The sequence below is a fragment of the Enterobacter sp. ECC_219_Taxon_10 genome (assembly GCF_058354905.1).
On record NZ_CM178005.1, the window covers coordinates 4,726,236 to 4,751,830 of the forward strand.

Annotated in this window: 20 protein-coding genes, 2 tRNA genes and 2 rRNA genes; 6 read left to right on the forward strand and 18 right to left on the reverse strand. The window is 55.1% G+C overall.

The genetic code is table 11. From position 1 onward, the window contains the following. Positions 1-27: 27 nt before the first annotated feature. The 4 genes from wzzE to trxA form a co-directional block, all read right to left on the reverse strand. Complete coding sequence (wzzE, locus tag AC4ICF_RS22470; protein WP_316380853.1) at positions 28-1,074, reverse strand: ECA polysaccharide chain length modulation protein; 1,047 nt, start codon at positions 1,072-1,074, stop codon at positions 28-30. A gap of 13 nt (positions 1,075-1,087) precedes the next feature. Further along, positions 1,088-2,191, reverse strand: coding sequence for a UDP-N-acetylglucosamine--undecaprenyl-phosphate N-acetylglucosaminephosphotransferase (gene wecA / locus AC4ICF_RS22475; RefSeq protein ID WP_080330358.1), 1,104 nt, complete (start codon positions 2,189-2,191; stop codon positions 1,088-1,090). Positions 2,192-2,432: 241 nt separating this feature from the next. Continuing rightward, complete coding sequence (rho, locus tag AC4ICF_RS22480) at positions 2,433-3,692, reverse strand: transcription termination factor Rho (RefSeq protein WP_008501566.1); 1,260 nt, start codon at positions 3,690-3,692, stop codon at positions 2,433-2,435. A gap of 344 nt (positions 3,693-4,036) precedes the next feature. Then, positions 4,037-4,366 (reverse strand): thioredoxin TrxA, encoded by a 330-nt coding sequence (trxA, locus tag AC4ICF_RS22485; RefSeq protein WP_006179218.1) that lies wholly within the window; start codon positions 4,364-4,366, stop codon positions 4,037-4,039. Between the two features lie 144 nt (positions 4,367-4,510). Here trxA and rhlB point away from each other — a divergent pair, with 144 nt between their 5' ends. Then, positions 4,511-5,779: an ATP-dependent RNA helicase RhlB gene (gene rhlB / locus AC4ICF_RS22490; protein ID WP_021242834.1), complete on the forward strand. Its 1,269-nt coding sequence runs from the start codon at positions 4,511-4,513 to the stop codon at positions 5,777-5,779. 6 nt (positions 5,780-5,785) lie between these two features. Next, entirely contained in the window at positions 5,786-7,270 is a 1,485-nt protein-coding gene (gene gppA / locus AC4ICF_RS22495) for a guanosine-5'-triphosphate,3'-diphosphate diphosphatase (RefSeq protein WP_491466135.1), read from the forward strand. 47 nt (positions 7,271-7,317) lie between these two features. Here gppA and rep read toward each other — a convergent pair whose 3' ends face one another. Then, on the reverse strand, positions 7,318-9,342 hold the full coding sequence (gene rep / locus AC4ICF_RS22500) for a DNA helicase Rep (protein ID WP_116343687.1): 2,025 nt from the start codon (positions 9,340-9,342) through the stop codon (positions 7,318-7,320). Positions 9,343-9,427: 85 nt separating this feature from the next. Between rep and ppiC the strand changes: the two genes are divergently transcribed. Next, a complete protein-coding gene (gene ppiC, locus AC4ICF_RS22505; RefSeq protein WP_004886861.1) occupies positions 9,428-9,709 on the forward strand; it encodes a peptidylprolyl isomerase PpiC in 282 nt (93 codons plus the stop codon). A gap of 93 nt (positions 9,710-9,802) precedes the next feature. Here the strand turns inward: ppiC and ilvC are convergent, their stop codons facing one another. Next, the gene (gene ilvC, locus AC4ICF_RS22510; protein WP_045261004.1) at positions 9,803-11,278 is read right to left on the reverse strand and encodes a ketol-acid reductoisomerase; all 1,476 of its coding nucleotides are present in this window, start codon (positions 11,276-11,278) and stop codon (positions 9,803-9,805) included. 152 nt (positions 11,279-11,430) lie between these two features. Here ilvC and ilvY point away from each other — a divergent pair, with 152 nt between their 5' ends. After that, positions 11,431-12,321, forward strand: a complete 891-nt coding sequence (gene ilvY / locus AC4ICF_RS22515; RefSeq protein WP_223561850.1) for an HTH-type transcriptional activator IlvY — start codon at positions 11,431-11,433, stop codon at positions 12,319-12,321. Here the strand turns inward: ilvY and ilvA are convergent. From ilvA to ilvL, 7 genes are all read right to left on the reverse strand, one after another. Further along, positions 12,318-13,862, reverse strand: coding sequence for a threonine ammonia-lyase, biosynthetic (gene ilvA, locus AC4ICF_RS22520; protein WP_116343727.1), 1,545 nt, complete (start codon positions 13,860-13,862; stop codon positions 12,318-12,320). The two genes, ilvY and ilvA, sit on opposite strands and share 4 nt — an antisense overlap. Positions 13,863-13,864: 2 nt before the next feature. Further along, positions 13,865-15,715, reverse strand: a complete 1,851-nt coding sequence (ilvD, locus tag AC4ICF_RS22525) for a dihydroxy-acid dehydratase (RefSeq protein ID WP_163330950.1) — start codon at positions 15,713-15,715, stop codon at positions 13,865-13,867. A gap of 63 nt (positions 15,716-15,778) precedes the next feature. After that, positions 15,779-16,708 carry a branched-chain-amino-acid transaminase gene (ilvE, locus tag AC4ICF_RS22530; RefSeq protein WP_003860182.1) on the reverse strand — a complete coding sequence of 310 codons (930 nt, stop codon included), beginning with the start codon at positions 16,706-16,708 and terminating at the stop codon, positions 15,779-15,781. A gap of 18 nt (positions 16,709-16,726) precedes the next feature. Continuing rightward, a complete protein-coding gene (gene ilvM, locus AC4ICF_RS22535) occupies positions 16,727-16,990 on the reverse strand; it encodes an acetolactate synthase 2 small subunit (RefSeq protein ID WP_003860184.1) in 264 nt (87 codons plus the stop codon). Further along, positions 16,987-18,633, reverse strand: coding sequence for an acetolactate synthase 2 catalytic subunit (gene ilvG, locus AC4ICF_RS22540; protein ID WP_116343684.1), 1,647 nt, complete (start codon positions 18,631-18,633; stop codon positions 16,987-16,989). Before ilvG ends, ilvM begins: the two co-directional genes overlap by 4 nt. Before the next feature lie 2 nt (positions 18,634-18,635). Beyond that, on the reverse strand, positions 18,636-18,686 hold the full coding sequence (gene ilvX, locus AC4ICF_RS22545; RefSeq protein ID WP_192985207.1) for a peptide IlvX: 51 nt from the start codon (positions 18,684-18,686) through the stop codon (positions 18,636-18,638). A gap of 86 nt (positions 18,687-18,772) precedes the next feature. After that, positions 18,773-18,871, reverse strand: a complete 99-nt coding sequence (ilvL, locus tag AC4ICF_RS22550; protein WP_042326053.1) for an ilv operon leader peptide — start codon at positions 18,869-18,871, stop codon at positions 18,773-18,775. 341 nt (positions 18,872-19,212) lie between these two features. Between ilvL and AC4ICF_RS22555 the strand changes: the two genes are divergently transcribed. Continuing rightward, a complete protein-coding gene (locus AC4ICF_RS22555; protein ID WP_166712613.1) occupies positions 19,213-20,733 on the forward strand; it encodes a YifB family Mg chelatase-like AAA ATPase in 1,521 nt (506 codons plus the stop codon). 24 nt (positions 20,734-20,757) lie between these two features. Here the strand turns inward: AC4ICF_RS22555 and AC4ICF_RS22560 are convergent, their stop codons facing one another. Then, positions 20,758-21,096, reverse strand: a complete 339-nt coding sequence (locus AC4ICF_RS22560) for a MaoP family protein (protein WP_008501577.1) — start codon at positions 21,094-21,096, stop codon at positions 20,758-20,760. A gap of 118 nt (positions 21,097-21,214) precedes the next feature. On the opposite strand from AC4ICF_RS22560, the gene hdfR reads away from it, so the two are divergent. Next, positions 21,215-22,036 (forward strand): HTH-type transcriptional regulator HdfR, encoded by an 822-nt coding sequence (gene hdfR / locus AC4ICF_RS22565; RefSeq protein WP_116343682.1) that lies wholly within the window; start codon positions 21,215-21,217, stop codon positions 22,034-22,036. A gap of 98 nt (positions 22,037-22,134) precedes the next feature. Here hdfR and AC4ICF_RS22570 read toward each other — a convergent pair. From AC4ICF_RS22570 to AC4ICF_RS22585, 4 genes are all read right to left on the reverse strand, one after another. Beyond that, positions 22,135-22,210: transfer RNA gene (locus AC4ICF_RS22570), tRNA-Trp, on the reverse strand. A 54-nt stretch (positions 22,211-22,264) separates the two neighbouring features. Further along, positions 22,265-22,341: transfer RNA gene (locus tag AC4ICF_RS22575), tRNA-Asp, on the reverse strand. A gap of 56 nt (positions 22,342-22,397) precedes the next feature. Next, positions 22,398-22,513, reverse strand: a 5S ribosomal RNA gene (rrf, locus tag AC4ICF_RS22580). Between the two features lie 70 nt (positions 22,514-22,583). After that, positions 22,584-25,487 (reverse strand): 23S ribosomal RNA (locus AC4ICF_RS22585). Positions 25,488-25,595: the final 108 nt, after the last annotated feature.

The following is a 25,595-nucleotide window of genomic DNA, read 5'->3' on the forward strand; positions in this document are numbered from 1 at the left end:
CCATAGCCTTCATCGTAAACGGCGTTCTTAGTTTGTACGACGACGCGTTAACGCCACGCCAGCCCCAACGAGTGCGCCCACAATCCCCCACATGATCATCAGGAATGCACGACGCGGACTGTCGCGTTTTACAGGTTCTTCAGGCGTTCTCAAATAACGATAGGTCTGAAAACGCGGATCCAGGGAGGGGCCGACATTAAGCGTATTAAGCATCGCGCGATTTTGATCGTAGTCGAGGTCAAAATCAGGCCCAACGGCCTGCAGATTTTCCAGACGCGCCTGCAGCATTGGGCGACCAAGAAGGAACATTTCAGAATCAGGTAATTCATCAGCCGGAACATCCGTCTCAGTGCGGGAAATGTTGTGCTGTTCCGCAATTTTCAGCGCCTGCTGAATGTTATGGACGCGGCGCGCAAAAATAGTGTTTGCCACCTCTTCCTGACGTTTGACCTGCGCCTTCATCTGGATAGTGCGGGCTGCCCAGGCACCTTTGAGCTCTTCATTGAGATGGCTTGCGGCACGCTGGCTGGCAAACGCAACGTACTGGCGCAACAGGTTATTGGCGTCCGGCGCGGTTTCCGCAATCAGCTTGACGCTGTCGTTGACGTTACGCAGCGCGTCGCCGGGCATATACTGAATATTATTAATCAGATCGTCCAGCAGCGCTGCATCGGCTTTAGTGTTATCAACCCGACGCTGCTTGTAGTAATCCGTCTGGGACCAGAAATCGCGGCGCGTATCCCATGACGCCAGTTGCATCACAAACTCTTTGTAGGCCTCATCCATAACGGAGGCCTGGTCTGGCGTGGCAAGGCTGGCTTTAATATCCAGGTTTCGCAGGAATTGCTGCTGGGAATAGTACCCCCCGAGCATGTTAACCGTTGGTCTGTCCGTGATTGCCGTGGCGCTCCACTCCTGTTTCGCAAAGAACGTGTAGGCCAGCGCCAACAGTGCGAACCCCAGCGCGATTCCCGCAATCCAAAGTTTGCCTGCCCATAACACGCGAAACAAACCCCGAATATCCAGTTCATTCTCAGTTACCACTGATTTCGCTCCCGCCAACGGTTGAGTCATCATAGTCCCGGTTCTACTTAGTTAATGTTGTGTTTTTGCCACTGTTACGACGCATCCTGCGCTTAATACGTTTAATGAAACGCGCCACCTTCCATGCGCGCTTAATGCAGTAGCCGTAGAGAGAAAATGCTAGCAAGAACAATACCAACATGGCCCACTCAGGTACAAAATGCGTATATTCCGCCGTCACGCCAATCCCCGCTAGAATAGCAGCCGCCAGCGTAATAAGCACAAATGCCTGCCGGGAAGTGAATCCGGCTCGCATGATCAGATGATGAATGTGCTGACGGTCAGCAGAGAACGGGCTCATCCCTTTACGCAGTCGGCGATACATAATCGCAACCATATCCATTAACGGGATGGCGATAATCCATAAGGCTGTTACCGGACTGATGGGATGTACATCGCCCTGAGTAGTTTCCAGCAAAATCCAAATGATAGTAAAGCCGATAAGCGTGCTACCCGCATCCCCCATGAAGACTTTATAGCGTCGGCCCAATGCGCCGAGATTTAACAGGATATATGGCAGGATTGCTGCAATCATGGCGAAACACCACATAGCAAGGCTATATTGCCCATCGAACCATAAAATGAAACCAATTGCGGCAAATGAGACGCAGGAGAGGCCTCCAAGCAAACCATCAATACCGTCAACCATGTTGAACGCGTTAATCGCCACCCACACGGCAAAAAGTGTCAGGAAATAGCCGAACGGGCCGAGTTCCATCTCCCAGGAGCCAAAAATATAGCCCAGGCTACTCAAGTGCAACTTAGCGAATACCATCATTGCAATAGCGACAGCTGCCTGAACGAAAGCGCGTATTTTGACGCTAATGTCGTATCTATCGTCAAGAGCACCGATCACGACAAGAACTGCTGCGCAAGAGAGATACAACCTGGCATGCGGAATATAGTAATCTGCAATAGCAAAAGTGAAGCAGATCCCTGCAAAAACAGAGATACCACCGACCAGAGGGATCATGCCTTGATGACGTTTACGGAAGTTGGGTTTATCCACTAAGCCCAGATATTTCGCCACCTTACGTGCCAGAAACAAAAAGCAGGTGGTAAATAAGAAAATACTGGTTAGTTCAGTAAACGTATCAAGTAGGTTCACAATGGGTGTTCTCAACAAATGTTAGTCAAGGAAGTATAACCATCAAGGCGCCGAGCCTGAAGTTATAAAGCAAACCTCTTACAATTCCATTTGTTTATTATTCAAGCTATTAATGTTTTTACTGTGCGAATTATCTTATTGTCGCACTGACCGGTCAAAATTGGGAGTAGGTGGTACTAGCGTATAGTCCATAAAAGAAAAACGCCACGTAAAAACGTGGCGTTCGCTGGCTTTATTTGCGTTACGAGCGCTTCATCATGTCGAAGAAGTCGTCGTTGGTTTTGGTCATCGCCAGTTTGTTAATGAGGAACTCCATCGCGTCAATTTCACCCATTGGATGGATGATTTTGCGCAGGATCCACATTTTCTGCAGCTCTTCCTGCGTGGTGAGCAGCTCTTCTTTACGGGTACCGGAACGGTTGTAGTCGATAGCCGGGAAGACGCGTTTTTCAGCGATCTTACGAGAAAGGTGCAGTTCCATGTTACCTGTACCTTTAAATTCTTCGTAAATCACTTCGTCCATTTTAGAACCGGTATCGATCAGCGCCGTTGCGATGATGGTCAGGCTGCCGCCCTCTTCCACGTTACGTGCGGCACCGAAGAAGCGCTTCGGACGATGCAGGGCGTTAGCATCCACACCACCGGTCAGCACTTTACCGGAAGCTGGCACCACGGTGTTGTAAGCGCGCGCCAGACGGGTGATAGAGTCGAGCAGGATGATCACGTCTTTCTTGTGCTCAACCAGGCGTTTAGCCTTCTCGATAACCATTTCCGCAACCTGAACGTGGCGAGATGCTGGCTCGTCGAAGGTAGAAGCAACCACTTCACCTTTAACCAGACGCTGCATCTCGGTTACTTCTTCCGGACGTTCGTCAATCAGCAGCACCATCAGCACGCAGTCTGGGTGGTTATAGGCGATGCTCTGCGCGATGTTCTGCAGCAGCATGGTTTTACCCGCTTTCGGCGGCGCCACAATCAGACCACGCTGGCCACGACCGATTGGCGATGCCAAATCCAGAACACGCGCGGTTAAGTCTTCGGTAGAACCGTTACCACGCTCCATGCGCAGGCGAGAGTTCGCGTGCAGCGGCGTTAAGTTCTCAAAGAGGATCTTATTACGCGAGTTTTCCGGCTTATCGAAGTTAACTTCATTGACTTTCAACAGCGCAAAGTAGCGTTCACCCTCTTTAGGAGGACGAATCTTACCTGAAATGGTGTCACCAGTGCGGAGGTTGAAACGGCGGATTTGGCTGGGGGATACGTAGATGTCGTCAGGGCCGGCGAGGTAGGAGCTGTCTGCAGAGCGGAGGAAACCAAATCCGTCTTGCAATATCTCCAGCACACCGTCGCCAAAGATATCTTCGCCACTCTTAGCGTGCTGCTTCAGGATGGCGAAAATGATGTCCTGCTTGCGCATACGAGCCTGGTTTTCCAGCCCCATATTTTCGCCGAGAGTGATCAGCTCAGAAACCGGCGTATTCTTTAATTCGGTAAGATTCATAATGGTGTGGGTTCTTAAACTCGGGGTGATTCTCGAACTTAATGTTGTGAATGGTATGGCAGGGTCATCCATGCCTGTTTAGCGGCCATCACCTCATGTCTGTTCGCTGTCTGGTCACAGGGAAAGAACGCAGAACTGAAACGACAAGACGGATTGAGTGACAAGCCCGGAATTTAGCCACTTCACGCATTGTTCATGTCAACAACGGGAAGTATCGGGTAAAACAAGATTCAAACAACAGATATGTTTAAAACGAAGTCATAGCTAACTTAGCACGACTTCAGCCGGGCGTCCAGAGTTCCACATCATTTAGCCGGGGGCTCTGGACGCACAGCGGAGAAACCTTACGCCAGGTTAGCGTCCAGGAACTCTTTCAGCTGACCTTTGGACAGCGCGCCCACTTTGGTCGCCGCCACTTCGCCGTTTTTGAACAGCAGAAGGGTCGGGATGCCACGGATACCATATTTTGGTGCGGTACCCGGGTTCTGGTCGATGTTCAGCTTGGCAACCGTCAGTTTGCCCTGATATTCGTCAGCGATCTCATCCAGAATCGGGGCGATCATTTTGCAAGGACCACACCATTCAGCCCAGAAATCGACGAGGATCAGCCCGTCAGCCTTAAGTACGTCCGTGTCAAAACTGTCGTCAGTCAGGTGAATAATTTTATCGCTCATATATAACTCCACAGGAATAAGCCTGGTACGTTGGTTTTGTCTCCACCAACGACGTGTTGATGTCGCATTAACCAACTAAAGGTTGACTTTATTTCACCGGATACGCTTTCGTAAAGCAATAGTAAGCTGATATTCTACCACACTATGAGCAAAACACATTTAACAGAACAGAAGTTTTCCGACTTCGCCCTGCACCCGAAGGTGATTGAAGCCCTTGAAAATAAAGGGTTTCATAACTGCACGCCCATTCAGGCTCTCGCCCTGCCGCTGACGCTGGCCGGTCGCGATGTTGCAGGGCAGGCGCAAACCGGTACCGGCAAAACGATGGCGTTCTTAACGTCAACGTTCCATTATTTACTTTCTCACCCAGCGATTGCAGACCGCAAAGTTAACCAGCCGCGCGCGCTAATTATGGCCCCGACGCGAGAACTGGCGGTACAGATCCATGCAGACGCTGAGCCTCTGGCGCAGGCCACCGGCCTGAAGCTTGGCCTGGCCTATGGCGGCGACGGCTACGATAAGCAGCTGAAAGTGCTGGAAAGCGGCGTGGATATCCTGATCGGTACCACCGGCCGTCTTATCGACTACGCCAAACAGAATCACATTAACCTCGGCGCAATCCAGGTTGTGGTGCTCGATGAAGCTGACCGTATGTACGATCTGGGCTTCATTAAAGACATCCGCTGGCTGTTCCGCCGTATGCCGCCGGCCAACCAGCGCCTGAACATGCTGTTCTCTGCAACCCTCTCCTACCGCGTTCGCGAGCTGGCGTTCGAGCAGATGAACAATGCGGAATATGTGGAAGTGGAACCTGAGCAGAAAACGGGTCACCGCATTAAAGAAGAGCTCTTCTATCCTTCCAATGAAGAGAAAATGCGTCTGCTGCAAACGCTGATTGAAGAAGAGTGGCCCGATCGCGCCATTATCTTCGCGAACACTAAACACCGCTGTGAAGACATCTGGGGCCATCTGGCTGCCGATGGTCATCGTGTTGGCCTGTTGACCGGCGACGTGGCGCAGAAAAAACGCCTGCGTATTCTGGAAGAGTTCACCCGTGGCGATCTCGATATTCTGGTCGCAACCGACGTGGCGGCACGTGGTTTACACATTCCGGCCGTGACGCACGTCTTTAACTACGATCTGCCAGACGACTGCGAAGACTACGTACACCGTATCGGTCGTACCGGTCGTGCGGGCGCAAGCGGTCACTCGATTAGCCTTGCGTGTGAAGAGTATGCGCTGAATCTTCCAGCCATTGAGACCTACATCGGTCACTCTATCCCGCAGAGCAAATACAATCCGGAAGCGCTGTTAAGCGAACTGCCGCCGCCTAAGCGTCTTACCCGCCCGCGCTCCGGCAATGGTCCGCGTCGTTCAGGCGGCGCACCGCGTAATCGTCGTCGTTCAGGTTAAGAAAATATGCTCAGCTCCACCTCGCTCTATGCGGCAATTGATCTCGGTTCGAATAGTTTTCATATGCTGGTTGTGCGTGAGGTGGCGGGAAGCATACAAACGCTGACGCGCATTAAGCGCAAGGTCCGCCTCGCGGCGGGCCTGAGCAGCGATAATCACCTCTCCCCTGAAGCCATGGAACGTGGCTGGCAGTGTCTGCGGCTCTTTGCTGAGCGTCTGCAGGATATCCCGCATGCCCAAATCACCGTCGTCGCCACAGCGACGCTCCGACTGGCGGTTAACGCCGTAGATTTTATTGCCAAAGCGCAGGAAATTCTGGGGTGTCCGGTTCAGGTTATCAGCGGCGAAGAAGAAGCACGCCTGATCTACCAGGGCGTTGCCCACACCACCGGGGGTGACGATCGCCGCCTGGTGGTGGATATCGGCGGTGCCAGTACCGAGCTGGTCACCGGCACCGGCGCGCAGGCCACGTCACTGTTCAGCCTGTCGATGGGCTGCGTGACCTGGCTTGAGCGCTACTTTACCGATCGGAACCTGGGGAAAGAGAATTTCGACGAGGCAGAAAACGCCGCGCGCGAAGTGTTACGCCCGGTGATGGACGAACTGCGCTATCACGGCTGGAAAGTCTGCGTGGGTGCCTCAGGTACCGTGCAGGCCCTGCAGGAAATCATGATGGCGCAGGGAATGGACGAGCGAATTACGCTTGCCAAACTTCAGCAGCTTAAACAGCGTGCCATTCAGTGCGGACGCCTGGAAGAGCTGGAAATTGAAGGCCTGACGCTGGAACGTGCCCTGGTTTTCCCGAGCGGGCTGGCCATTCTGATTGCCATATTCACCGAACTGAATATCCAGTGTATGACCCTGGCCGGCGGCGCGCTGCGCGAAGGTCTGGTCTATGGGATGCTGCATCTGTCGGTGGATCAGGACATCCGCAACCGTACTCTGCGCAACGTGCAGCGCCGTTTTCTGGTTGATATCGATCAGGCTGGCCGCGTATCGCAACTGGCATCACGCTTTGCCGACCAGGTCGCTAACGCCTGGGATCTTGATCATCTGAGCCGCGATTTATTGCTGAGCGCCTGTGCGCTGCACGAGGTAGGGCTAAGCATTGATTTTAAGCAGGCACCTGCTCACGCAGCGTATCTGGTGCGCAACCTGGATTTGCCTGGCTACACGCCTGCACAGAAAAAGCTGCTGGCAACGCTGCAGCTAAACCAAACCAATGCCGTAGACCTCTCCTCTTTGCATCAGCAAAACGCCGTACCGCCGCGCGTGGCCGAGCATCTGTGCCGCCTGCTGCGTCTGGCGATCCTGTTTGCCAGCCGCCGCCGCGATGATTTGCTGCCTGCCATTAATCTGCTAGCCGATGATGAAAAGCTGACGCTGACGCTGCCAGAAAACTGGATTGATAATCACCCGCTTGGGGCAGAGATGATCGAGCAGGAGTGCCAGTGGCAGAGCTATGTGCACTGGGTACTCGAGGTGAAGTAATACGCTGAACATTGCCGGGTGGTGGCTTCGCCTTACCCGGCCTTGTATTATCCTTTCTCTTTGGCTTTTGCCAGCATGGCGCGGATGTTTGCCACGTTAGCCTGCCCCTTGTGCATCCGCTCTTCTGCGGTAATCACCTTGCGCTCCTGTTCCCAGATCAGGTCATCTTGCGGCAATTCCAGCAGGAAACGGCTCGGTTCCGGGCGGACGAGTTCACCGTACTGGCGGCGCTCTTTACACAGCGTGAACGTCAGCTCCTTCTGCGCACGGGTGATCCCCACGTAGGCCAGGCGGCGCTCCTCGTCGACGTTATCTTCATCAATGCTGCTCTGGTGCGGCAACAGTCCCTCTTCCATGCCGACCAGATACACATACGGGAACTCAAGCCCTTTTGACGCATGTAGCGTCATAAGCTGAACCTGATCGGCCTCTTCTTCGCTCTCGCCGCGCTCCATCATATCGCGCAGGGTAAAGCGAGTGACCACTTGCGTCAGTGTCATCGGCTCGTCGATTTCAGAGCCCTCCAGCATTTCGGTCATCCAGCTGAAAAGCTGGTTAACGTTTTTCATCCGCATCTCAGCGGCTTTCGGGCTGGCGGAGGTTTCGTACAGCCAGGATTCATAGTCGATGCCGTGGATCAGATCGCGTACGGCTGCCACAGGCTCGCGCTCTGCCAGCCGCTGTACTTCGCCAAGCCAGTGAGTGAAGCGGGTTAAATTATCATACCCGCGCCCCGTCAGCGTCTGGCTCAGGCCCATATCAAAGCTGGCGGTAAACAGGCTTTTATTGCGGGTCATCGCCCACTCGCCGAGCTTTTGCAGCGTTGCCGGTCCAATCTCTCGCTTTGGTGTATTCACGATGCGCAGAAACGCGCTGTCATCATCCGGATTAGTGAGCACGCGCAGATAGGCCAGCAGATCTTTGATCTCTGGACGCGAGAAGAACGAGGTGCCGCCCGAGATCTTGTACGGAATGCGGTTCTGCATCAGCATCTTTTCAAAGACGCGCGACTGGTGATTGCCGCGATAAAGGATTGCGTAATCTTTATATTCGGTTTTATTGACGAAGTGGTGAGCGATGAGTTCGCCCGTCACGCGCTCCGCTTCATGATCCTCATTGTTGGCGCTGAGCACTTTCAGCTCCGTGCCGTAGCCCAGTTCGGAGAAGAGACGCTTCTCAAAAACGTGCGGGTTATTGGCAATCAGGATGTTTGCTGCCTTCAGGATACGCCCGGAGGAGCGGTAGTTCTGCTCCAGCTTAATCACCTGCAGGGCGGGGAAATCTTTGCTCAGCAGCACCAGGTTTTGTGGGCGCGCGCCGCGCCAGGAGTAAATTGACTGGTCATCATCGCCTACCACGGTGAAACGCGCGCGCTGCCCCACCAGCAGCTTCACCAGCTCGTACTGGCTGGTGTTGGTGTCCTGATATTCATCCACCAGCAGATAGCGGATTTTATTCTGCCAGCGCTCGCGCACTTCTTCATTGCGCTGCAGCAGCAGCGTGGGCAGCAGGATAAGGTCATCAAAGTCCAGCACGTTGCACGCTTTCATATGTGCATCGTACAGACCGTAGCAGTGGGCGAAGATCCGATCCCGTTCGCCTTTAGCGATCGCCGCGGCCTGGGCCGGGGTCATCAGATCGTTTTTCCAGTTCGAGATCGTCGAGATCAGCTGCTGCAACAGCACCTTATCATCTTCGATCAGCCCCTCAGTAAGCTCTTTAAGCAACGCCACCTGGTCGGTATCGTCAAAAAGCGAGAAATTAGACTTCATTCCCAGCGCCGCATACTCGCGTTTGATGATATCCAGCCCCAGCGTGTGGAAGGTTGAGATCATTAGCCCGCGCGCCTCTTTGCGCCCCAGTGTCTGGCCGACGCGCTCTTTCATCTCGCGCGCCGCTTTATTGGTAAAGGTGACCGCCGCAATGTGGCGCGCCTGGTAGCCGCAGCCGCGGATCAGGTGCGCAATCTTGTTGGTGATGACGCGCGTTTTACCGGATCCTGCGCCCGCCAGTACCAGACACGGTCCGGTGACAAATTCGACGGCTTGTTGTTGTCCGGGGTTTAAACGCATAAATGATCGCTCAATGAAAGTCAGGAGGGGAGAATAACAGCGTGGTAGTATAGCGAGCCTAATCCATACCACTCAAGGCACGATCATGGCAAAAACAGCAGCAGCACTGCATATCCTTGTTAAAGAAGAGAAACTGGCTCTGGATCTTCTGGAGCAGATTAAAAACGGTGCCGACTTCGGCAAGCTGGCGAAGAAGCACTCTATTTGTCCGTCAGGCAAGCGTGGCGGCGATTTAGGTGAATTCCGTCAGGGTCAGATGGTTCCGGCGTTCGATAAAGTGGTTTTCTCCTGCCCGGTGCTGGAGCCAACCGGTCCGCTGCATACCCAGTTCGGTTATCACATCATTAAAGTGCTGTATCGGAAATAAACAGCAAGGCCTTCTCTTAGAGAAGGCCTTTAATGTTTGCACCCTCTCCCCGTGGGAGAGGGTCGGGGTGAGGGCATCAGCCCGCACCTGGTGTTAACCTGCTACCGCGATACGTTTCATATCGGTCATGTAGCCACGCAGTTTGTGGCCCACTTTCTCGATCTGGTGGCTGCGAATGGCTTCGTTTACGTCACGCAGCTGCGCGTTGTCTACCGCACCTTCCGCAATCGCTTTGCCCAGATCGCCCGTCTGCAGGGTGGTCATGAACTCTTTCAGCAGCGGTACGCAAGCGTAAGAGAACAGGTAGTTACCGTATTCTGCGGTATCAGAGATAACCACGTTCATTTCGTACAGACGCTTACGGGCGATGGTGTTCGCAATCAGCGGCAGCTCGTGCAGAGATTCATAGTACGCAGACTCTTCGATGATGCCAGAATCCACCATGGTTTCGAACGCCAGCTCAACGCCTGCTTTCACCATCGCGATCATCAGTACGCCTTTATCGAAGTACTCCTGCTCGCCGATTTTACCTTCATACTGCGGCGCGGTTTCGAACGCGGTTTTACCGGTCTCTTCACGCCAGGTCAGCAGTTTCTTGTCGTCGTTCGCCCAGTCCGCCATCATGCCGGAAGAGAACTCGCCGGAGATGATGTCATCCATGTGTTTCTGGAACAGCGGCGCCATGATGGTTTTCAGCTGCTCAGAGAGTGCAAACGCGCGCAGTTTGGCCGGGTTGGACAGGCGGTCCATCATCAGCGTAATCCCGCCTTGCTTCAGCGCTTCGGTGATGGTTTCCCAGCCGAACTGAATCAGTTTTTCCGCATAGGCCGGGTCGGTACCTTCTTCCACCAGCTTGTCGAAGCAGAGCAGAGAACCGGCCTGCAGCATGCCGCACAGAATGGTCTGCTCGCCCATCAGGTCAGATTTCACTTCGGCAACGAAGGAGGATTCCAGAACGCCCGCACGGTGGCCGCCGGTCGCCGCAGCCCACGCTTTGGCAATCGCCATACCTTCGCCTTTCGGATCGTTTTCAGGGTGAACCGCGATAAGCGTCGGTACGCCGAAGCCACGCTTGTACTCTTCGCGTACTTCCGTACCCGGGCACTTCGGCGCCACCATCACTACGGTGATGTCTTTACGGATCTGCTCGCCCACTTCAACGATGTTGAAGCCGTGGGAGTAGCCCAGCGCGGCGCCGTCTTTCATCAGCGGCTGTACGGAGCGCACTACGTCTGAGTGCTGCTTGTCTGGCGTCAGGTTAACAACCAGATCCGCCTGCGGGATCAGCTCTTCGTAGGTACCCACTTTGAAGCCGTTTTCGGTCGCTTTACGCCATGAAGCGCGCTTCTCGGCAATCGCTTCTTTACGCAGGGCGTAGGAGATATCCAGACCGGAGTCACGCATATTCAGGCCCTGGTTCAGGCCCTGTGCGCCACAGCCGACGATGACCACTTTTTTACCCTGAAGGTAGCTCGCGCCATCGGCAAATTCGTCACGCGCCATGAAGCGGCATTTGCCCAGCTGCGCCAGCTGCTGGCGCAAGTTCAGTGTATTAAAGTAGTTAGCCATGGGTGATACCTCGTGATGTTGTGTGTCTTATTGTTCGGTTCGCGTTTCAGCGAGAATGTACCCACATTACAACAGGAAATTTATTGCGGAAATTGATATATTCACAACGTCATATTGCAATTTTTGCAATGTAATAAGAGGGAGTGGAATCGGTGGATTTACGCGATCTAAAAATGTTCCTGCACCTGGCGGAAAGCCGCCATTTTGGCCGCAGCGCCCGGGCGATGCACGTCAGCCCCTCCACGCTTTCGCGCCAGATCCAACGCCTTGAGGAAGACCTCGGCCAGCCGCTGTTCGTACGCGATAACCGTACCGTCACCCTCACGGAAGCGGGAGAAGAGCTGCGCATTTTTGCCCAGCAGACGCTGTTGCAGTACCAGCAGCTGCGGCACTCCATCGATCAGCAGGGGCCATCGCTCTCCGGCGAACTGCATATTTTCTGCTCCGTGACCGCCGCCTATAGCCATCTGCCACCCATTCTCGACCGCTTCCGCGCAGCGCATCCGTCGGTTGAGATTAAGCTCACCACCGGCGACGCCGCCGACGCAATGGAAAAAGTGGTGACGGGCGAAGCGGATCTCGCTATCGCCGGGAAACCCGAAACCCTGCCGGGAGCGGTGGCGTTCTCGATGCTGGAGAACCTGGCGGTGGTACTGATTGCCCCGGCGCTGCCCTGCCCGGTACGTAACCAGGTCTCAGTGGAAAAACCGGACTGGTCCACGGTGCCGTTTATCATGGCCGATCAAGGGCCGGTGCGTCGCCGCATCGAGCTGTGGTTCCGCCGTCAGAAAATCAGCAATCCGTCGATATACGCTACCGTCAGCGGTCATGAGGCGATGGTGTCAATGGTGGCGCTCGGCTGTGGCGTGGCGCTGCTGCCGGAAGTGGTGCTGGAAAACAGCCCGGAACCGGTGCGCAATCGCGTGATGATTCTGGAACGCAGCGATGAGAAAACACCGTTCGAGCTTGGCGTGTGCGCACAAAAAAAGCGGCTGCATGAGCCGCTTATTGATGCGTTCTGGAAGATATTGCCGAACCACTAGCCCGCCAGAAAGAACCTGAACGCCGGGTTATGGGTTTCGTCGTGGCACTCATAACCCAGCTCGTTCAGGCGCGTTTCGAAATCCGGCTCGTGCTCGCCCAGTTCGAACGCCGCCAGCACGCGGCCGTAGTCGGTGCCGTGGCTGCGGTAGTGGAACAGAGAGATGTTCCAGTGCGTGCCCAGCGTGTGCAGGAACTTGAGCAGCGCGCCCGGCGATTCCGGGAATTCGAAGCTGAACAGGCGTTCCTGGAGTGGCTTCGATGGACGCCCGCCGACCATGTAGCGCACGTGCAGCTTCGCCATCTCGTCGTCAGAAAGATCGACCACGCTGTAGCCGCCGTTATGCAGCAGGCTAAGGATCTCTTTGCGCTCCTCCACGCCACGGCTCAGACGCACGCCGACAAAAATGCAGGCATCTTTGGCATCGGCAAAGCGGTAGTTGAACTCCGTCACCGAACGACCGCCCAGCAACTGGCAGAACTTGAGGAAGCTGCCCTTCTCTTCCGGAATCGTCACCGCCAGCAGCGCTTCCCGCTGTTCCCCCAGCTCGCAGCGCTCGGAAACGTAGCGCAGGCCGTGGAAGTTCACGTTCGCACCAGACAGCACGTGCGCCAGCCGCTCGCCGCGAATGTTGTGCTGCGCGATGTATTTTTTCATCCCCGCCAGCGCCAGCGCGCCGGACGGTTCCGCCACCGCACGCACGTCCTCGAACAGATCCTTCATCGCCGCGCAGATCGCGTCGCTGTCTACCGTGACGATATCATCGAGATATTCCTGGCACAGGCGGAAGGTTTCGTCGCCAATGCGCTTCACCGCCACGCCCTCGGCAAACAGCCCGACGCGCGGCAGGTCGACCGGATGGCCGGCATCCAGCGCCGCCTTCAGGCAGGCAGAGTCTTCCGCTTCAACGGCGATGACTTTGATCTGCGGCATCAGCTGTTTGATCAGCACCGCCACGCCCGCCGCCAGCCCGCCGCCGCCCACCGGGACGAAGACGCGGTCGAGATGGGCATCCTGCTGCAGCAGTTCAAGCGCCAGCGTGCCCTGCCCGGCAATCACCATCGGGTGGTCGAATGGCGGCACCCAGGTAAAACCCTGCTGCTGCGCCAGCTCGATCGCTTTGGCTTTCGCTTCGTCAAAATTGGCACCGTGGAGCAGTACTTCGCCGCCGAAACCGCGGACCGCGTCGACTTTGATGTCTGCGGTAGCGACCGGCATCACGATCAGCGCCTTCAGCCCCAGACGGGCCGAGGAGAAGGCAACGCCCTGGGCGTGGTTGCCCGCCGACGCGGTAATCACGCCGCGCGCTTTCTGCTCGTCGGTCAGCCCGGCCATCATCGCGTAGGCGCCGCGCAGCTTGAAGCTGTGCACCGGCTGGCGGTCTTCGCGCTTGACCAGGATAACGTTGTCGAGGCGCGAAGAGAGTTTTTCCATTTTCTGCAGGGGCGTGACCTGCACGGCTTCATAGACCGGCGCGCGTAGCACCGCTCTCAGGTATTCCGCCCCCTCGGGGGCGGCGGATAAGGGTTGAGACTCGGCCATCATTAGCCCCCAAGTTTAGATTTATCGCGCACCGCGCCTTTATCTGCACTGGTGGCAAGGCTCGCGTAAGCGCGCAGGGCGAAGGAGACTTCACGCTGGCGATCTTTTGGCGTCCAGGCTTTGTCGCCGCGCGCTTCCTGCGCTTCACGACGGGCCGCAATCTCCTGGTCGCTCAGCTTCAGCTGAATACCACGATTCGGGATGTCGATTTCGATCAGGTCACCGTCTTCGATGATGGCGATGTTGCCGCCGCTTGCCGCTTCCGGGGAAACGTGGCCGATAGAGAGGCCGGAGGTGCCGCCGGAGAAACGCCCGTCGGTGATCAGCGCACACGCCTTACCGAGTCCCATGGATTTCAGGAAGGTGGTTGGGTAGAGCATCTCCTGCATGCCCGGACCGCCTTTCGGCCCTTCGTAACGAATGACAACCACGTCGCCTTCCACCACTTTGCCGCCGAGGATGGCGTCTACCGCTTCATCCTGGCTTTCGTACACTTTCGCCGGACCGGTGAATTTCAGGATGCTGTCGTCCACGCCCGCGGTTTTCACGATGCAGCCGTTTTCCGCAAAGTTACCGTACAGCACGGCCAGACCGCCGTCTTTGCTGTAGGCATGCTCCAGCGAGCGGATGCAGCCTTCGGCACGGTCATCGTCCAGGGTATCCCAACGGCAATCCTGCGAGAACGCCTGCGTGGTGCGAATACCGGCAGGGCCGGCGCGGAACATTTTTTTCACCGCGTCGTCTTTGGTCAGCATCACGTCGTACTGGTCCAGCGACTCCGGCAGCGTCAGGCCGAGCACGTTTTTCACTTCACGGTTCAGCAGCCCGGCGCGATCCAGCTCGCCGAGGATACCGATGACGCCACCGGCACGGTGCACGTCTTCCATGTGGTACTTCTGGGTACTCGGCGCGACCTTACACAGCTGCGGCACTTTACGGGACAGCTTGTCGATGTCGCTCATGGTGAAGTCGATTTCGGCTTCCTGCGCGGCGGCCAGCAGGTGCAGAACGGTGTTGGTAGAGCCACCCATCGCGATATCCAGCGTCATGGCGTTCTCGAATGCGGCTTTGCTGGCGATGCTGCGCGGCAGCGCGCTGGCGTCGTCCTGCTCGTAGTAGCGTTTGGTCAGCTCAACGATGCGCTTACCGGCATTAAGGAACAGCTGCTTACGGTCGGCGTGGGTCGCCAGCAGCGAGCCGTTGCCCGGCTGAGAGAGGCCCAGCGCTTCGGTCAGGCAGTTCATGGAGTTAGCGGTGAACATCCCGGAACAGGAGCCGCAGGTCGGACACGCGGAGCGCTCTACCTGGTCACTCTGCTCGTCTGAGACTTTCGGGTCCGCGCCCTGGATCATCGCATCGACCAGGTCGAGCTTGATGATTTTGTCGGAGAGCTTGGTTTTCCCCGCTTCCATCGGGCCGCCGGAGACGAAGATCACCGGAATATTCAGGCGCAGGGAGGCCATCAGCATCCCCGGGGTGATTTTGTCGCAGTTGGAGATGCAGACCATCGCATCGGCGCAGTGGGCGTTAACCATGTACTCAACCGAGTCGGCGATCAGCTCGCGCGACGGCAGTGAATAGAGCATGCCACCGTGCCCCATCGCAATACCGTCATCCACCGCAATGGTGTTGAACTCTTTCGCCACGCCGCCTGAGGCTTCGATTTGCTCGGCAACCAGTTTGCCGAGATCGCGCAGGTGCACGTGGCCCGGTACGAACTGGGTGAAGGAGTTCACCACGGCGATAATCGGCTTGCCGAAATCGGCGTCGGTCATTCCGGTGGCGCGCCACAGCGCGCGGGCTCCCGCCATATTACGGCCGTGGGTGGTGGTGGCTGAACGATACTTAGGCATGCTTTATTGACTCCCGTCTGACTATTTAATGGGACGGTGGTGCGTGCCGTCCCAAATTTATGCTTAGTGATTAACCTGATCTAACCAGCCGTATTTATCTTCTGTTTCGCCGGTGAAGAGGCCAAAGAACGCTTGCTGAATGCGCTTGGTGACCGGGCCACAGCGGCCTTCGCCCACCTGGATACCGTCTACACTGCGCACCGGCGTGATTTCAGCTGCCGTACCGGACATGAACACTTCATCGGCCAGATACAGGGATTCGCGGGACAGCACCTGCTCGCGCACTTCGATACCCAGATCTTTCGCCAGCTTGATGATGGCGTCACGGGTGATGCCCGGCAGCGCGGATGAGGTGAACGGCGGCGTGAAGAGGATGCCGTCTTTCACTTCAAACAGGTTTTCGCCCGCACCTTCAGAGATGTAGCCGTTCACGTCGAGGGCGATGCCTTCCTGATAGCCGTGGCGGCGCGCTTCGCTGCCGACCAGCAGTGAGGAGAGGTAGTTACCGCCCGCTTTCGCGGCGGTCGGGATGGTGTTTGGCGCCACGCGGTTCCAGGAAGAAACCATTGCGTCGATCCCCTGATCCAGTGCTTCTGCGCCCAAGTAGGCGCCCCACGGGAACGCGGCAATGATCACATCGGTGTTGTAACCGGCCGGCGGGTTCACGCCCATGCCGACGTCACCCACGAAGACCAGCGGACGAATATAGGCGCTGGTCAGTTTGTTCTGGCGAATCACTTCGCGGCAGGCTTCCATCAGCTCATCAACGCTTTGAGAGACCGGGAAACGATAAATTTTGGCTGAGTCATGCAGACGCTGCATGTGTTCGCGATGGCGGAACACCACTGGCCCTTTGTGAGAATCGTAGCAGCGGATGCCTTCAAACACGGAGGTACCGTAGTGCAGCGCGTGGGACATCACGTGGACCTTCGCGTCCTCCCAGCGAACCATCTCACCGTTGAACCAAATGTAATCAGCTTTTTTTGTCGTCATTTTTTCGTCCTGTCACGCTCAAGCGCGGATTTGTTGTGATGTGGTTGTGCTCTGGCAGATGGCAACATGGGCAACGTCTACCAGCTTTGATAACTGACTAAACAGTAAGTCGACCGGCCGCGGGCTGGCAACGGTTAATTCGATACTGATGTTTTGCGCGTCGGTGGCGGTTTCCATATTCATAGAGCAAATCTGAAAACCACGGTGACGGACCACGCGCAAAACGCGTTCTAAAGTTTCCGGGTTGAAGCGAGCCTGCACGGCGACCTGATGTTGCATCATGATAATTTCTCCAGCATTTGTGAGTTACTGGCACCGGGCGGTACCAACGGCCAGACGTTCTCAAGCTCGTCGATTGAGACATGAAGCAGGTATGGCCCTTCGCTTGAAAGCATGGTGTCGAGTGCCGCTTCAACCTGGTCTTTACGGGTGATGTGCTGGCCAGGAATGCCGAAGGCGCTGGCCAGAGTGAGGAAATCGGGGTTATCGGTCAGGGTTGTTTCGCTGTAACGCTCCTGGAAAAACAGCTGTTGCCACTGGCGAACCATCCCTAAACGCTGGTTATCGAGCAAGACGATCTTCAGCGGTAACTGCTTGCGCTTCACGGTGCCCAACTCCTGAACGTTCATCATGAAGGAGCCGTCACCGGAGATACAGATAACGGTATCGTTCGGGCGGGCTACCTGTGCGCCTACGGCTGCCGGCAGGCCAAACCCCATGGTGCCTAAGCCGCTGGAGGTGATGAAGTTTTCCGGGCGGGTGTAGGTCATGTGCTGTGCGGACCACATCTGATGCTGTCCCACATCCGTTGTCACCACGCTGTCTGCCGGCTTACGGTCGGAGAGTTGCTTCAACAGCAGCGGCGCGTAGATGGCCTCGCCGGGATGGTCGTAACGCCAGGCGTGCTCGGCGCGCATGTCTGCGGTGTGCTGACGCCATGCATTGATATCCAGCGGCTGCTGCAGTGCCGGTAACAGCGCGTTGAGATCGCCCTGCAGCGCGATATGCGCCTGACGCAGCTTGTTCATCTCCGCCGGGTCGATATCCATATGAATAACTTTGGCATTCGGTGCGAAGGTATTGAGCTTGCCGGTGACGCGGTCGTCGAAACGAGCCCCCACGGCAATGAGCAGATCGCACTCCTGCACCGCCAGGTTTGCCGCCTTGGTGCCATGCATTCCCAGCATGCCGAGGTAGTACGGGTAGTCCGCGTCGACTGCGCCCAGACCTTTCAGCGTGCAGGTAGCGGGCATCTGCGTCACCGCGATAAATTCGCGCAGGGCAGGAACGGCCTGCGCCATGCCTACACCACCGCCGACATAGAGCATCGGCTGTTTCGCCTGCGCCATCATCTGACGCGCCTCTTCAACGTCTGCATGCGGGAATGCTTCGTTGCTTTCAACGGTAGAGAAGTGCGGCTCCAGATCGCCGAGTGCAACCTGAATATCTTTCGGGATATCCACCAGAACCGGGCCAGGACGGCCAGAACTGGCAACCTCGAACGCTTCGGCCATCACGCGAGGCAGCTCTTCGAGAGATTGAACGAGGAAGCTGTGCTTGGTGCAGGCCAGCGATAAGCCGAGGACGTCCACTTCCTGAAAGGCATCGGTACCAATGAACGGAGAGGCTACCTGACCGGTAATTGCCACGACGGGGACGGAATCGAGCAGCGCGTCAGCCAGGCCGGTGATCAGGTTCGTTGCACCCGGACCTGAGGTCGCCATGCACACGCCTGTTTTACCTGTCGCACGGGCATAGCCAATGGCTGCCATCGCTGCGCCCTGCTCGTGTCGGCACAAGAGGTGTTCCACGCCGCCGTCATACAGTGCATCGTAAATCGGCATAATTGCGCCACCCGGATAACCGAATACTGTCTCGACTCCCTGCGCGCGCAACGCATGTACTACCCATTGTGCCCCATTCATAGTTAGTTCCCCGTCATAAATCTGGAGAAACAGAATTTTATGCTAGTGTTCATTCTCTGCTCCTCGTTTAAGTTTTTTAGTCATAAAAAAACCCCCGGACCTTTCGGTGCGGGGGTCTTAGTTCGTTAAGGCTTGATTTCTAAGCCTTTCCTCGTCCAAGTGCAGCCCCGCACGATGGGATAATAATCACCACCACGCTAATCACGACCAGGCTAATCACTCGTAGAAGGGCTGTCATTTTCAGTTCTTTTTGCATCTTGTTCGAAGGAATACCTAAAGAGTTATCACAGTTTTTAAATTAAACACAAGATTTATTTATGACGGACTTGGTTAGCCAGCGAATCATTTCCCATGAAGCCATTGTTTTATATAAGGAAATTTGGGGATGAATATTTTTCATTTTTTTCCTGCCGTTCTTAACGTCAAAACGGGGCTTTTTATACTCTGCGAGAGTGCTTCCACAGTTATGCAATGGTTTCACTGTGCTACCAAAATCTCTGAACAGGCAGCGTAAATACGCCAAAAGACGCTAAACAGAGAAAACGGGCAATGGCACAGTCACACCAGGAGGTAGTACAAATGTCACTGTCAGTTGTTTATACGCGAGCGGCTCTCGGGGTGAAGGCTCCGCTTATTTCCGTAGAGGTTCATTTGAGTAATGGCCTCCCCGGACTCACGCTTGTTGGGTTACCTGAAACCACGGTCAAAGAGGCCAGGGACCGCGTTCGTAGTGCAATAATAAACAGCGGTTATACCTTCCCCGCAAAGAAGATCACCATCAACCTTGCCCCCGCTGACCTGCCTAAAGAGGGTGGGCGATATGATTTACCTATCGCAATTGCGCTTCTCGCGGCTTCTGAGCAACTTAATACGACCAGGCTAGGCTCGTACGAGTTCGTGGGTGAACTCGCGCTCACAGGCGCATTGAGAGGCGTTCCCGGTGCGATATCGGGAGCGCTGGAAGCAATACGTGCAGGGCGGCAAATCGTTGTGGCCAATGAAAACGCATCAGAAGTGAGTCTTATTGCAGAAAAGGGATGCCTCATCGCAGGGCATCTCCAGGAAGTGTGCGCCTGGCTGGAGGGCCGGCACGAACTGTCCGAGCCGGAAGAGTGTGACGAGGCTATAGCGGATGCGCCAGAAGACCTCAGCGAGATCATGGGACAAGAGCAAGGGAAACGGGCGCTGGAGATTACGGCAGCGGGTGGTCACAATCTTCTGCTGATTGGCCCGCCGGGTACGGGCAAAACCATGCTGGCAAGCAGGCTGAGCGGGTTGCTCCCGCCGCTTAATAACCATGAAGCGCTGGAAAGCGCTGCCATCTATAGCCTTATCAGTTCAACATCGTTGCATAAACAGTGGCGCCGCCGTCCTTTTCGTTCCCCGCATCATAGCGCTTCGCTGACGGCAATGGTCGGCGGTGGGTCTATTCCGGGGCCGGGTGAGATCTCACTGGCACACAATGGCATTCTGTTCCTCGATGAGCTGCCTGAATTTGAGCGGCGCGTGCTGGATGCACTGAGGGAGCCCATTGAATCCGGTGAGATACATATCTCACGCACGCGAGCCAAAATAAGCTATCCCGCCCAGTTTCAGCTTGTCGCAGCGATGAATCCCAGCCCGACGGGCCACTACCAGGGCAACCATAACCGCTGTACGCCAGAGCAAACGCTGCGCTATCTGGGAAAGCTTTCCGGCCCGTTCCTCGATCGTTTCGATTTATCACTGGAAATCCCCCTTCCGCCGCCGGGCCTGCTAAGGCAGACGCGTACACAGGGTGAAAGCTCAGCGACTGTACGCGAGCGGGTTATCGCGGCGCAGGCACGGCAGTACGCTCGACAAAACAGACTGAATGCACGGCTGGATAATGCCGGGATCCGACAGTTTTGTTCTCTTAACGCTGAAGATGCGGGATGGCTGGAAGAGACGCTGACGCGCTTTGGGCTTTCCATACGTGCGTGGCAGCGCTTGTTAAAAGTAGCCAGAACCATTGCTGACGTGGAGGGCTGTACTGGCATTGAGAGGAAACATTTGCAGGAAGCGTTGAGCTATCGGGCGATCGATCGTTTGCTTTTGCATCTACAAAAGTTACTGGCATAAAAAAGGGGCCGTAGCCCCTTTTTCTTAATCGTCAGACTCGGTGTAGTCTTCTGCACCTTCCATCTGCGGTTTACCGCCAGACAGCGTATGGAAACGTTTTGGACGCTTAATGCGAGCCATGTACTTGATCCATACACGTTCTGCTTCAGACTGCGGCTCACGCTCACCACGGCACACCGAGACAAACTGCTTTTCATCTTCGGTTGCAGGCTCACGTTTACCCAGATCCAGCTCGTTAAAGGCATAACCATGACGCTCAAGCAGCTGCGCCTCTTTGATGGTGAAATCGCCGTGACGAGAGAACCCGCGCGGATAATGTTTATTGTCGAAAAAACGATTAGTCGTCGTAAAGCTTTCCGCCATCCTACACGCTCCTAATTCTTTGGCCGAGCTATTTATGGCGCGGAGTATTAGTTACGCTTGACAGAGTGTAAAACAAAACATTTAAATCATAACGACAAATTATTTTGCGGAGAAAGATGTGGATACGGAATTGCTAAAAACTTTCCTTGAAGTGAGCAGAACGCGCCACTTCGGGCGAGCAGCTGAAGCCCTTTACCTGACGCAGTCAGCAGTCAGTTTTCGTATTCGACAGCTGGAAAATCAACTGGGTGTGAATCTTTTTACCCGTCACCGCAACAACATCCGTTTAACGCCCGCCGGTGAGAAACTGCTCCCGTATGCCGAAACGCTGATGAACACATGGCAGGCAGCACGCAAAGAGGTTGCCCATACGTCGAGGCACAATGAATTCTCAATAGGGGCCAGCGCGTCTCTGTGGGAATGTATGCTCAGTCAGTGGCTTACCCGGCTATATCACTCCCATGGCCATTTGCAATTTGAAGCCCGAATTGCGCAACGTCAGTCGCTGGTTAAGCAACTTCATGAGCGCCAGCTTGATCTTCTGATCACAACTGAAGCCCCCAAGATGGACGAATTTAGCAGCCAGATTGTGGGGCAGTTTGGTCTGGCGCTTTATGCCTCTGAGCCTTCGATGATGAAAGCAGACCTGACATATTTACGCCTGGAATGGGGGCCAGATTTTCAACAGCATGAGACGGGATTGATTGCTCCTGATGATGTTCCACAGCTAACAACCAGTTCTGCCGAGATTGCCTGTCAGCAACTTCCCCTGTTGAAGGGTTGCACCTGGTTACCCGTTCGTTGGGCAGACACCAGGCCTGGATTGCATACCGTGGTGGATTCCACCACCCTTTCGCGACCACTATATGCAATTTGGCTGCAAAACAGTGATAAGCAATCGCAGATAAAAGATCTATTAAAAATCAATGTAATGGATTAATGATGAGGCCAGCAGAGATGCTGGCTGCATTTTAGAATGCGGAAATTTTCCCGAATTTCAGGCAAAAAAAATCCTTTGCCGAAGCAAAGGATTCTATATGGCAGGGGCGGAGAGACTCGAACTCGCGACACCCGGTTTTGGAGACCGGTGCTCTACCAACTGAGCTACGCCCCTAAAGTTTTTTGCCATTAAGCCTGCCATCACTGGCAGGCTTAATGTCTTAATAAGTGGCGGAACGGACGGGACTCGAACCCGCGACCCCCTGCGTGACAGGCAGGTATTCTAACCGACTGAACTACCGCTCCACCGAAGACTGCTTGTAACCACCGGATTAATGCACCGGCTTACTACTAAATTTGATGCCTGGCAGTTCCCTACTCTCACATGGGGAGACCCCACACTACCATCGGCGCTACGGCGTTTCACTTCTGAGTTCGGCATGGGGTCAGGTGGGACCACCGCGCTAAAGCCGCCAGGCAAATTCTGTTAATCTGTATCAGGCTGAATATTGTTTGCGTCTCTTCCGCCAAAACATCTTCGGCGTTGTAAGGTTAAGCCTCACGGTTCATTAGTATCGGTTAGCTCAACGCATCGCTGCGCTTACACACCCGACCTATCAACGTCGTCGTCTTCAACGTTCCTTCAGGAGACTTAAAGTCTCAGGGAGAACTCATCTCGGGGCAAGTTTCGTGCTTAGATGCTTTCAGCACTTATCTCTTCCGCATTTAGCTACCGGGCAGTGCCATTGGCATGACAACCCGAACACCAGTGATGCGTCCACTCCGGTCCTCTCGTACTAGGAGCAGCCCCCCTCAATTCTCCAGCGCCCACGGCAGATAGGGACCGAACTGTCTCACGACGTTCTAAACCCAGCTCGCGTACCACTTTAAATGGCGAACAGCCATACCCTTGGGACCTACTTCAGCCCCAGGATGTGATGAGCCGACATCGAGGTGCCAAACACCGCCGTCGATATGAACTCTTGGGCGGTATCAGCCTGTTATCCCCGGAGTACCTTTTATCCGTTGAGCGATGGCCCTTCCATTCAGAACCACCGGATCACTATGACCTGCTTTCGCACCTGCTCGAGCCGTCACTCTCGCAGTCAAGCTAGCTTATGCCATTGCACTAACCTCCTGATGTCCGACCAGGATTAGCTAACCTTCGTGCTCCTCCGTTACTCTTTGGGAGGAGACCGCCCCAGTCAAACTACCCACCAGACACTGTCCGCAACCCGGATTACGGGTCCACGTTAGAACACCAGCCATTAAAGGGTGGTATTTCAAGGACGGCTCCACGCAGACTGGCGTCCACGCTTCAAAGCCTCCCACCTATCCTACACATCAAGGACCAGTGTTCAGTGTCAAGCTATAGTAAAGGTTCACGGGGTCTTTCCGTCTTGCCGCGGGTACACTGCATCTTCACAGCGAGTTCAATTTCACTGAGTCTCGGGTGGAGACAGCCTGGCCATCATTACGCCATTCGTGCAGGTCGGAACTTACCCGACAAGGAATTTCGCTACCTTAGGACCGTTATAGTTACGGCCGCCGTTTACCGGGGCTTCGATCAAGAGCTTCGCGTTGCCGCTAACCCCATCAATTAACCTTCCGGCACCGGGCAGGCGTCACACCGTATACGTCCACTTTCGTGTTTGCACAGTGCTGTGTTTTTAATAAACAGTTGCAGCCAGCTGGTATCTTCGACTGATTTCAGCTCCGCCCGCAGGGGCTTCACCTACATATCAGCGTGCCTTCTCCCGAAGTTACGGCACCATTTTGCCTAGTTCCTTCACCCGAGTTCTCTCAAGCGCCTTGGTATTCTCTACCTGACCACCTGTGTCGGTTTGGGGTACGATTTCGTGTTACCTGATGCTTAGAGGCTTTTCCTGGAAGCAGGGCATTTATCACTTCAGCACCGTAGTGCCTCGTCATCACGCCTCAGTGTTAAAGTGAACCGGATTTGCCTGGAACACACACCTACACGCTTAAACCGGGACAACCGTCGCCCGGCTGACATAGCCTTCTCCGTCCCCCCTTCGCAGTAACACCAAGTACAGGAATATTAACCTGTTTCCCATCGACTACGCCTTTCGGCCTCGCCTTAGGGGTCGACTCACCCTGCCCCGATTAACGTTGGACAGGAACCCTTGGTCTTCCGGCGAGCGGGCTTTTCACCCGCTTTATCGTTACTTATGTCAGCATTCGCACTTCTGATACCTCCAGCAGCCCTCACAGGCCACCTTCGACGGCTTACAGAACGCTCCCCTACCCAACAACACATAGTGTCGCTGCCGCAGCTTCGGTGCATGGTTTAGCCCCGTTACATCTTCCGCGCAGGCCGACTCGACCAGTGAGCTATTACGCTTTCTTTAAATGATGGCTGCTTCTAAGCCAACATCCTGGCTGTCTGTGCCTTCCCACATCGTTTCCCACTTAACCATGACTTTGGGACCTTAGCTGGCGGTCTGGGTTGTTTCCCTCTTCACGACGGACGTTAGCACCCGCCGTGTGTCTCCCGTGATAACATTCTTCGGTATTCGTAGTTTGCATCGGGTTGGTAAGCCGGGATGGCCCCCTAGCCGAAACAGTGCTCTACCCCCGAAGATGAATTCACGAGGCGCTACCTAAATAGCTTTCGGGGAGAACCAGCTATCTCCCGGTTTGATTGGCCTTTCACCCCCAGCCACAGGTCATCCGCTAATTTTTCAACATTAGTCGGTTCGGTCCTCCAGTTAGTGTTACCCAACCTTCAACCTGCCCATGGCTAGATCACCGGGTTTCGGGTCTATACCCTGCAACTTAACGCCCAGTTAAGACTCGGTTTCCCTTCGGCTCCCCTATACGGTTAACCTTGCTACAGAATATAAGTCGCTGACCCATTATACAAAAGGTACGCAGTCACACCACGAAGGTGCTCCCACTGCTTGTACGTACACGGTTTCAGGTTCTTTTTCACTCCCCTCGCCGGGGTTCTTTTCGCCTTTCCCTCACGGTACTGGTTCACTATCGGTCAGTCAGGAGTATTTAGCCTTGGAGGATGGTCCCCCCATATTCAGACAGGATACCACGTGTCCCGCCCTACTCTTCGAGTTCACAGCCTGTGTGCTTTCGTGTACGGGAGTATCACCCTGTACCCTGCGACTTTCCAGACGCTTCCACTAACACACAAGCTGATTCAGACTCCGGGCTGCTCCCCGTTCGCTCGCCGCTACTGGGGGAATCTCGGTTGATTTCTTTTCCTCGGGGTACTTAGATGTTTCAGTTCCCCCGGTTCGCCTCGTTAACCTATGTATTCAGTTAACGATAGTGTGTCGGAACACACTGGGTTTCCCCATTCGGACATCGCCGGGTCAAAGGTTCATATCACCTCGCCGGCGCTTTTCGCAGATTAGCACGTCCTTCATCGCCTCTGACTGCCAGGGCATCCACCGTGTACGCTTAGTCGCTTAACCTCACAACCCGAAGATGTTTCACTTCTGATTGCGAAAATTTGAGAGACTCGAACACACATTAACTGTGTGTCGTTTCAATTTTCAGCTTGATCCAGATTTTTAAAGAGC

What these genes read in the sequence shown, in the direction of transcription:
- wzzE (WP_316380853.1), bottom strand. Translation starts at nt 1,074, where the DNA reads ATGACTCAACCGTTGGCGGGAGCGAAATCAGTGGTAACTGAGAATGAA.
- rho (WP_008501566.1), bottom strand. Translation starts at nt 3,692, where the DNA reads ATGAATCTTACCGAATTAAAGAATACGCCGGTTTCTGAGCTGATCACT.
- trxA (WP_006179218.1), bottom strand. Translation starts at nt 4,366, where the DNA reads ATGAGCGATAAAATTATTCACCTGACTGACGACAGTTTTGACACGGAC.
- rhlB (WP_021242834.1), top strand. Translation starts at nt 4,511, where the DNA reads ATGAGCAAAACACATTTAACAGAACAGAAGTTTTCCGACTTCGCCCTG.
- gppA (WP_491466135.1), top strand. Translation starts at nt 5,786, where the DNA reads ATGCTCAGCTCCACCTCGCTCTATGCGGCAATTGATCTCGGTTCGAAT.
- rep (WP_116343687.1), bottom strand. Translation starts at nt 9,342, where the DNA reads ATGCGTTTAAACCCCGGACAACAACAAGCCGTCGAATTTGTCACCGGA.
- ppiC (WP_004886861.1), top strand. Translation starts at nt 9,428, where the DNA reads ATGGCAAAAACAGCAGCAGCACTGCATATCCTTGTTAAAGAAGAGAAA.
- ilvC (WP_045261004.1), bottom strand. Translation starts at nt 11,278, where the DNA reads ATGGCTAACTACTTTAATACACTGAACTTGCGCCAGCAGCTGGCGCAG.
- ilvA (WP_116343727.1), bottom strand. Translation starts at nt 13,862, where the DNA reads ATGGCCGAGTCTCAACCCTTATCCGCCGCCCCCGAGGGGGCGGAATAC.
- ilvD (WP_163330950.1), bottom strand. Translation starts at nt 15,715, where the DNA reads ATGCCTAAGTATCGTTCAGCCACCACCACCCACGGCCGTAATATGGCG.
- ilvE (WP_003860182.1), bottom strand. Translation starts at nt 16,708, where the DNA reads ATGACGACAAAAAAAGCTGATTACATTTGGTTCAACGGTGAGATGGTT.
- ilvM (WP_003860184.1), bottom strand. Translation starts at nt 16,990, where the DNA reads ATGATGCAACATCAGGTCGCCGTGCAGGCTCGCTTCAACCCGGAAACT.
- ilvG (WP_116343684.1), bottom strand. Translation starts at nt 18,633, where the DNA reads ATGAATGGGGCACAATGGGTAGTACATGCGTTGCGCGCGCAGGGAGTC.
- ilvL (WP_042326053.1), bottom strand. Translation starts at nt 18,871, where the DNA reads ATGACAGCCCTTCTACGAGTGATTAGCCTGGTCGTGATTAGCGTGGTG.
- AC4ICF_RS22555 (WP_166712613.1), top strand. Translation starts at nt 19,213, where the DNA reads ATGTCACTGTCAGTTGTTTATACGCGAGCGGCTCTCGGGGTGAAGGCT.
- AC4ICF_RS22560 (WP_008501577.1), bottom strand. Translation starts at nt 21,096, where the DNA reads ATGGCGGAAAGCTTTACGACGACTAATCGTTTTTTCGACAATAAACAT.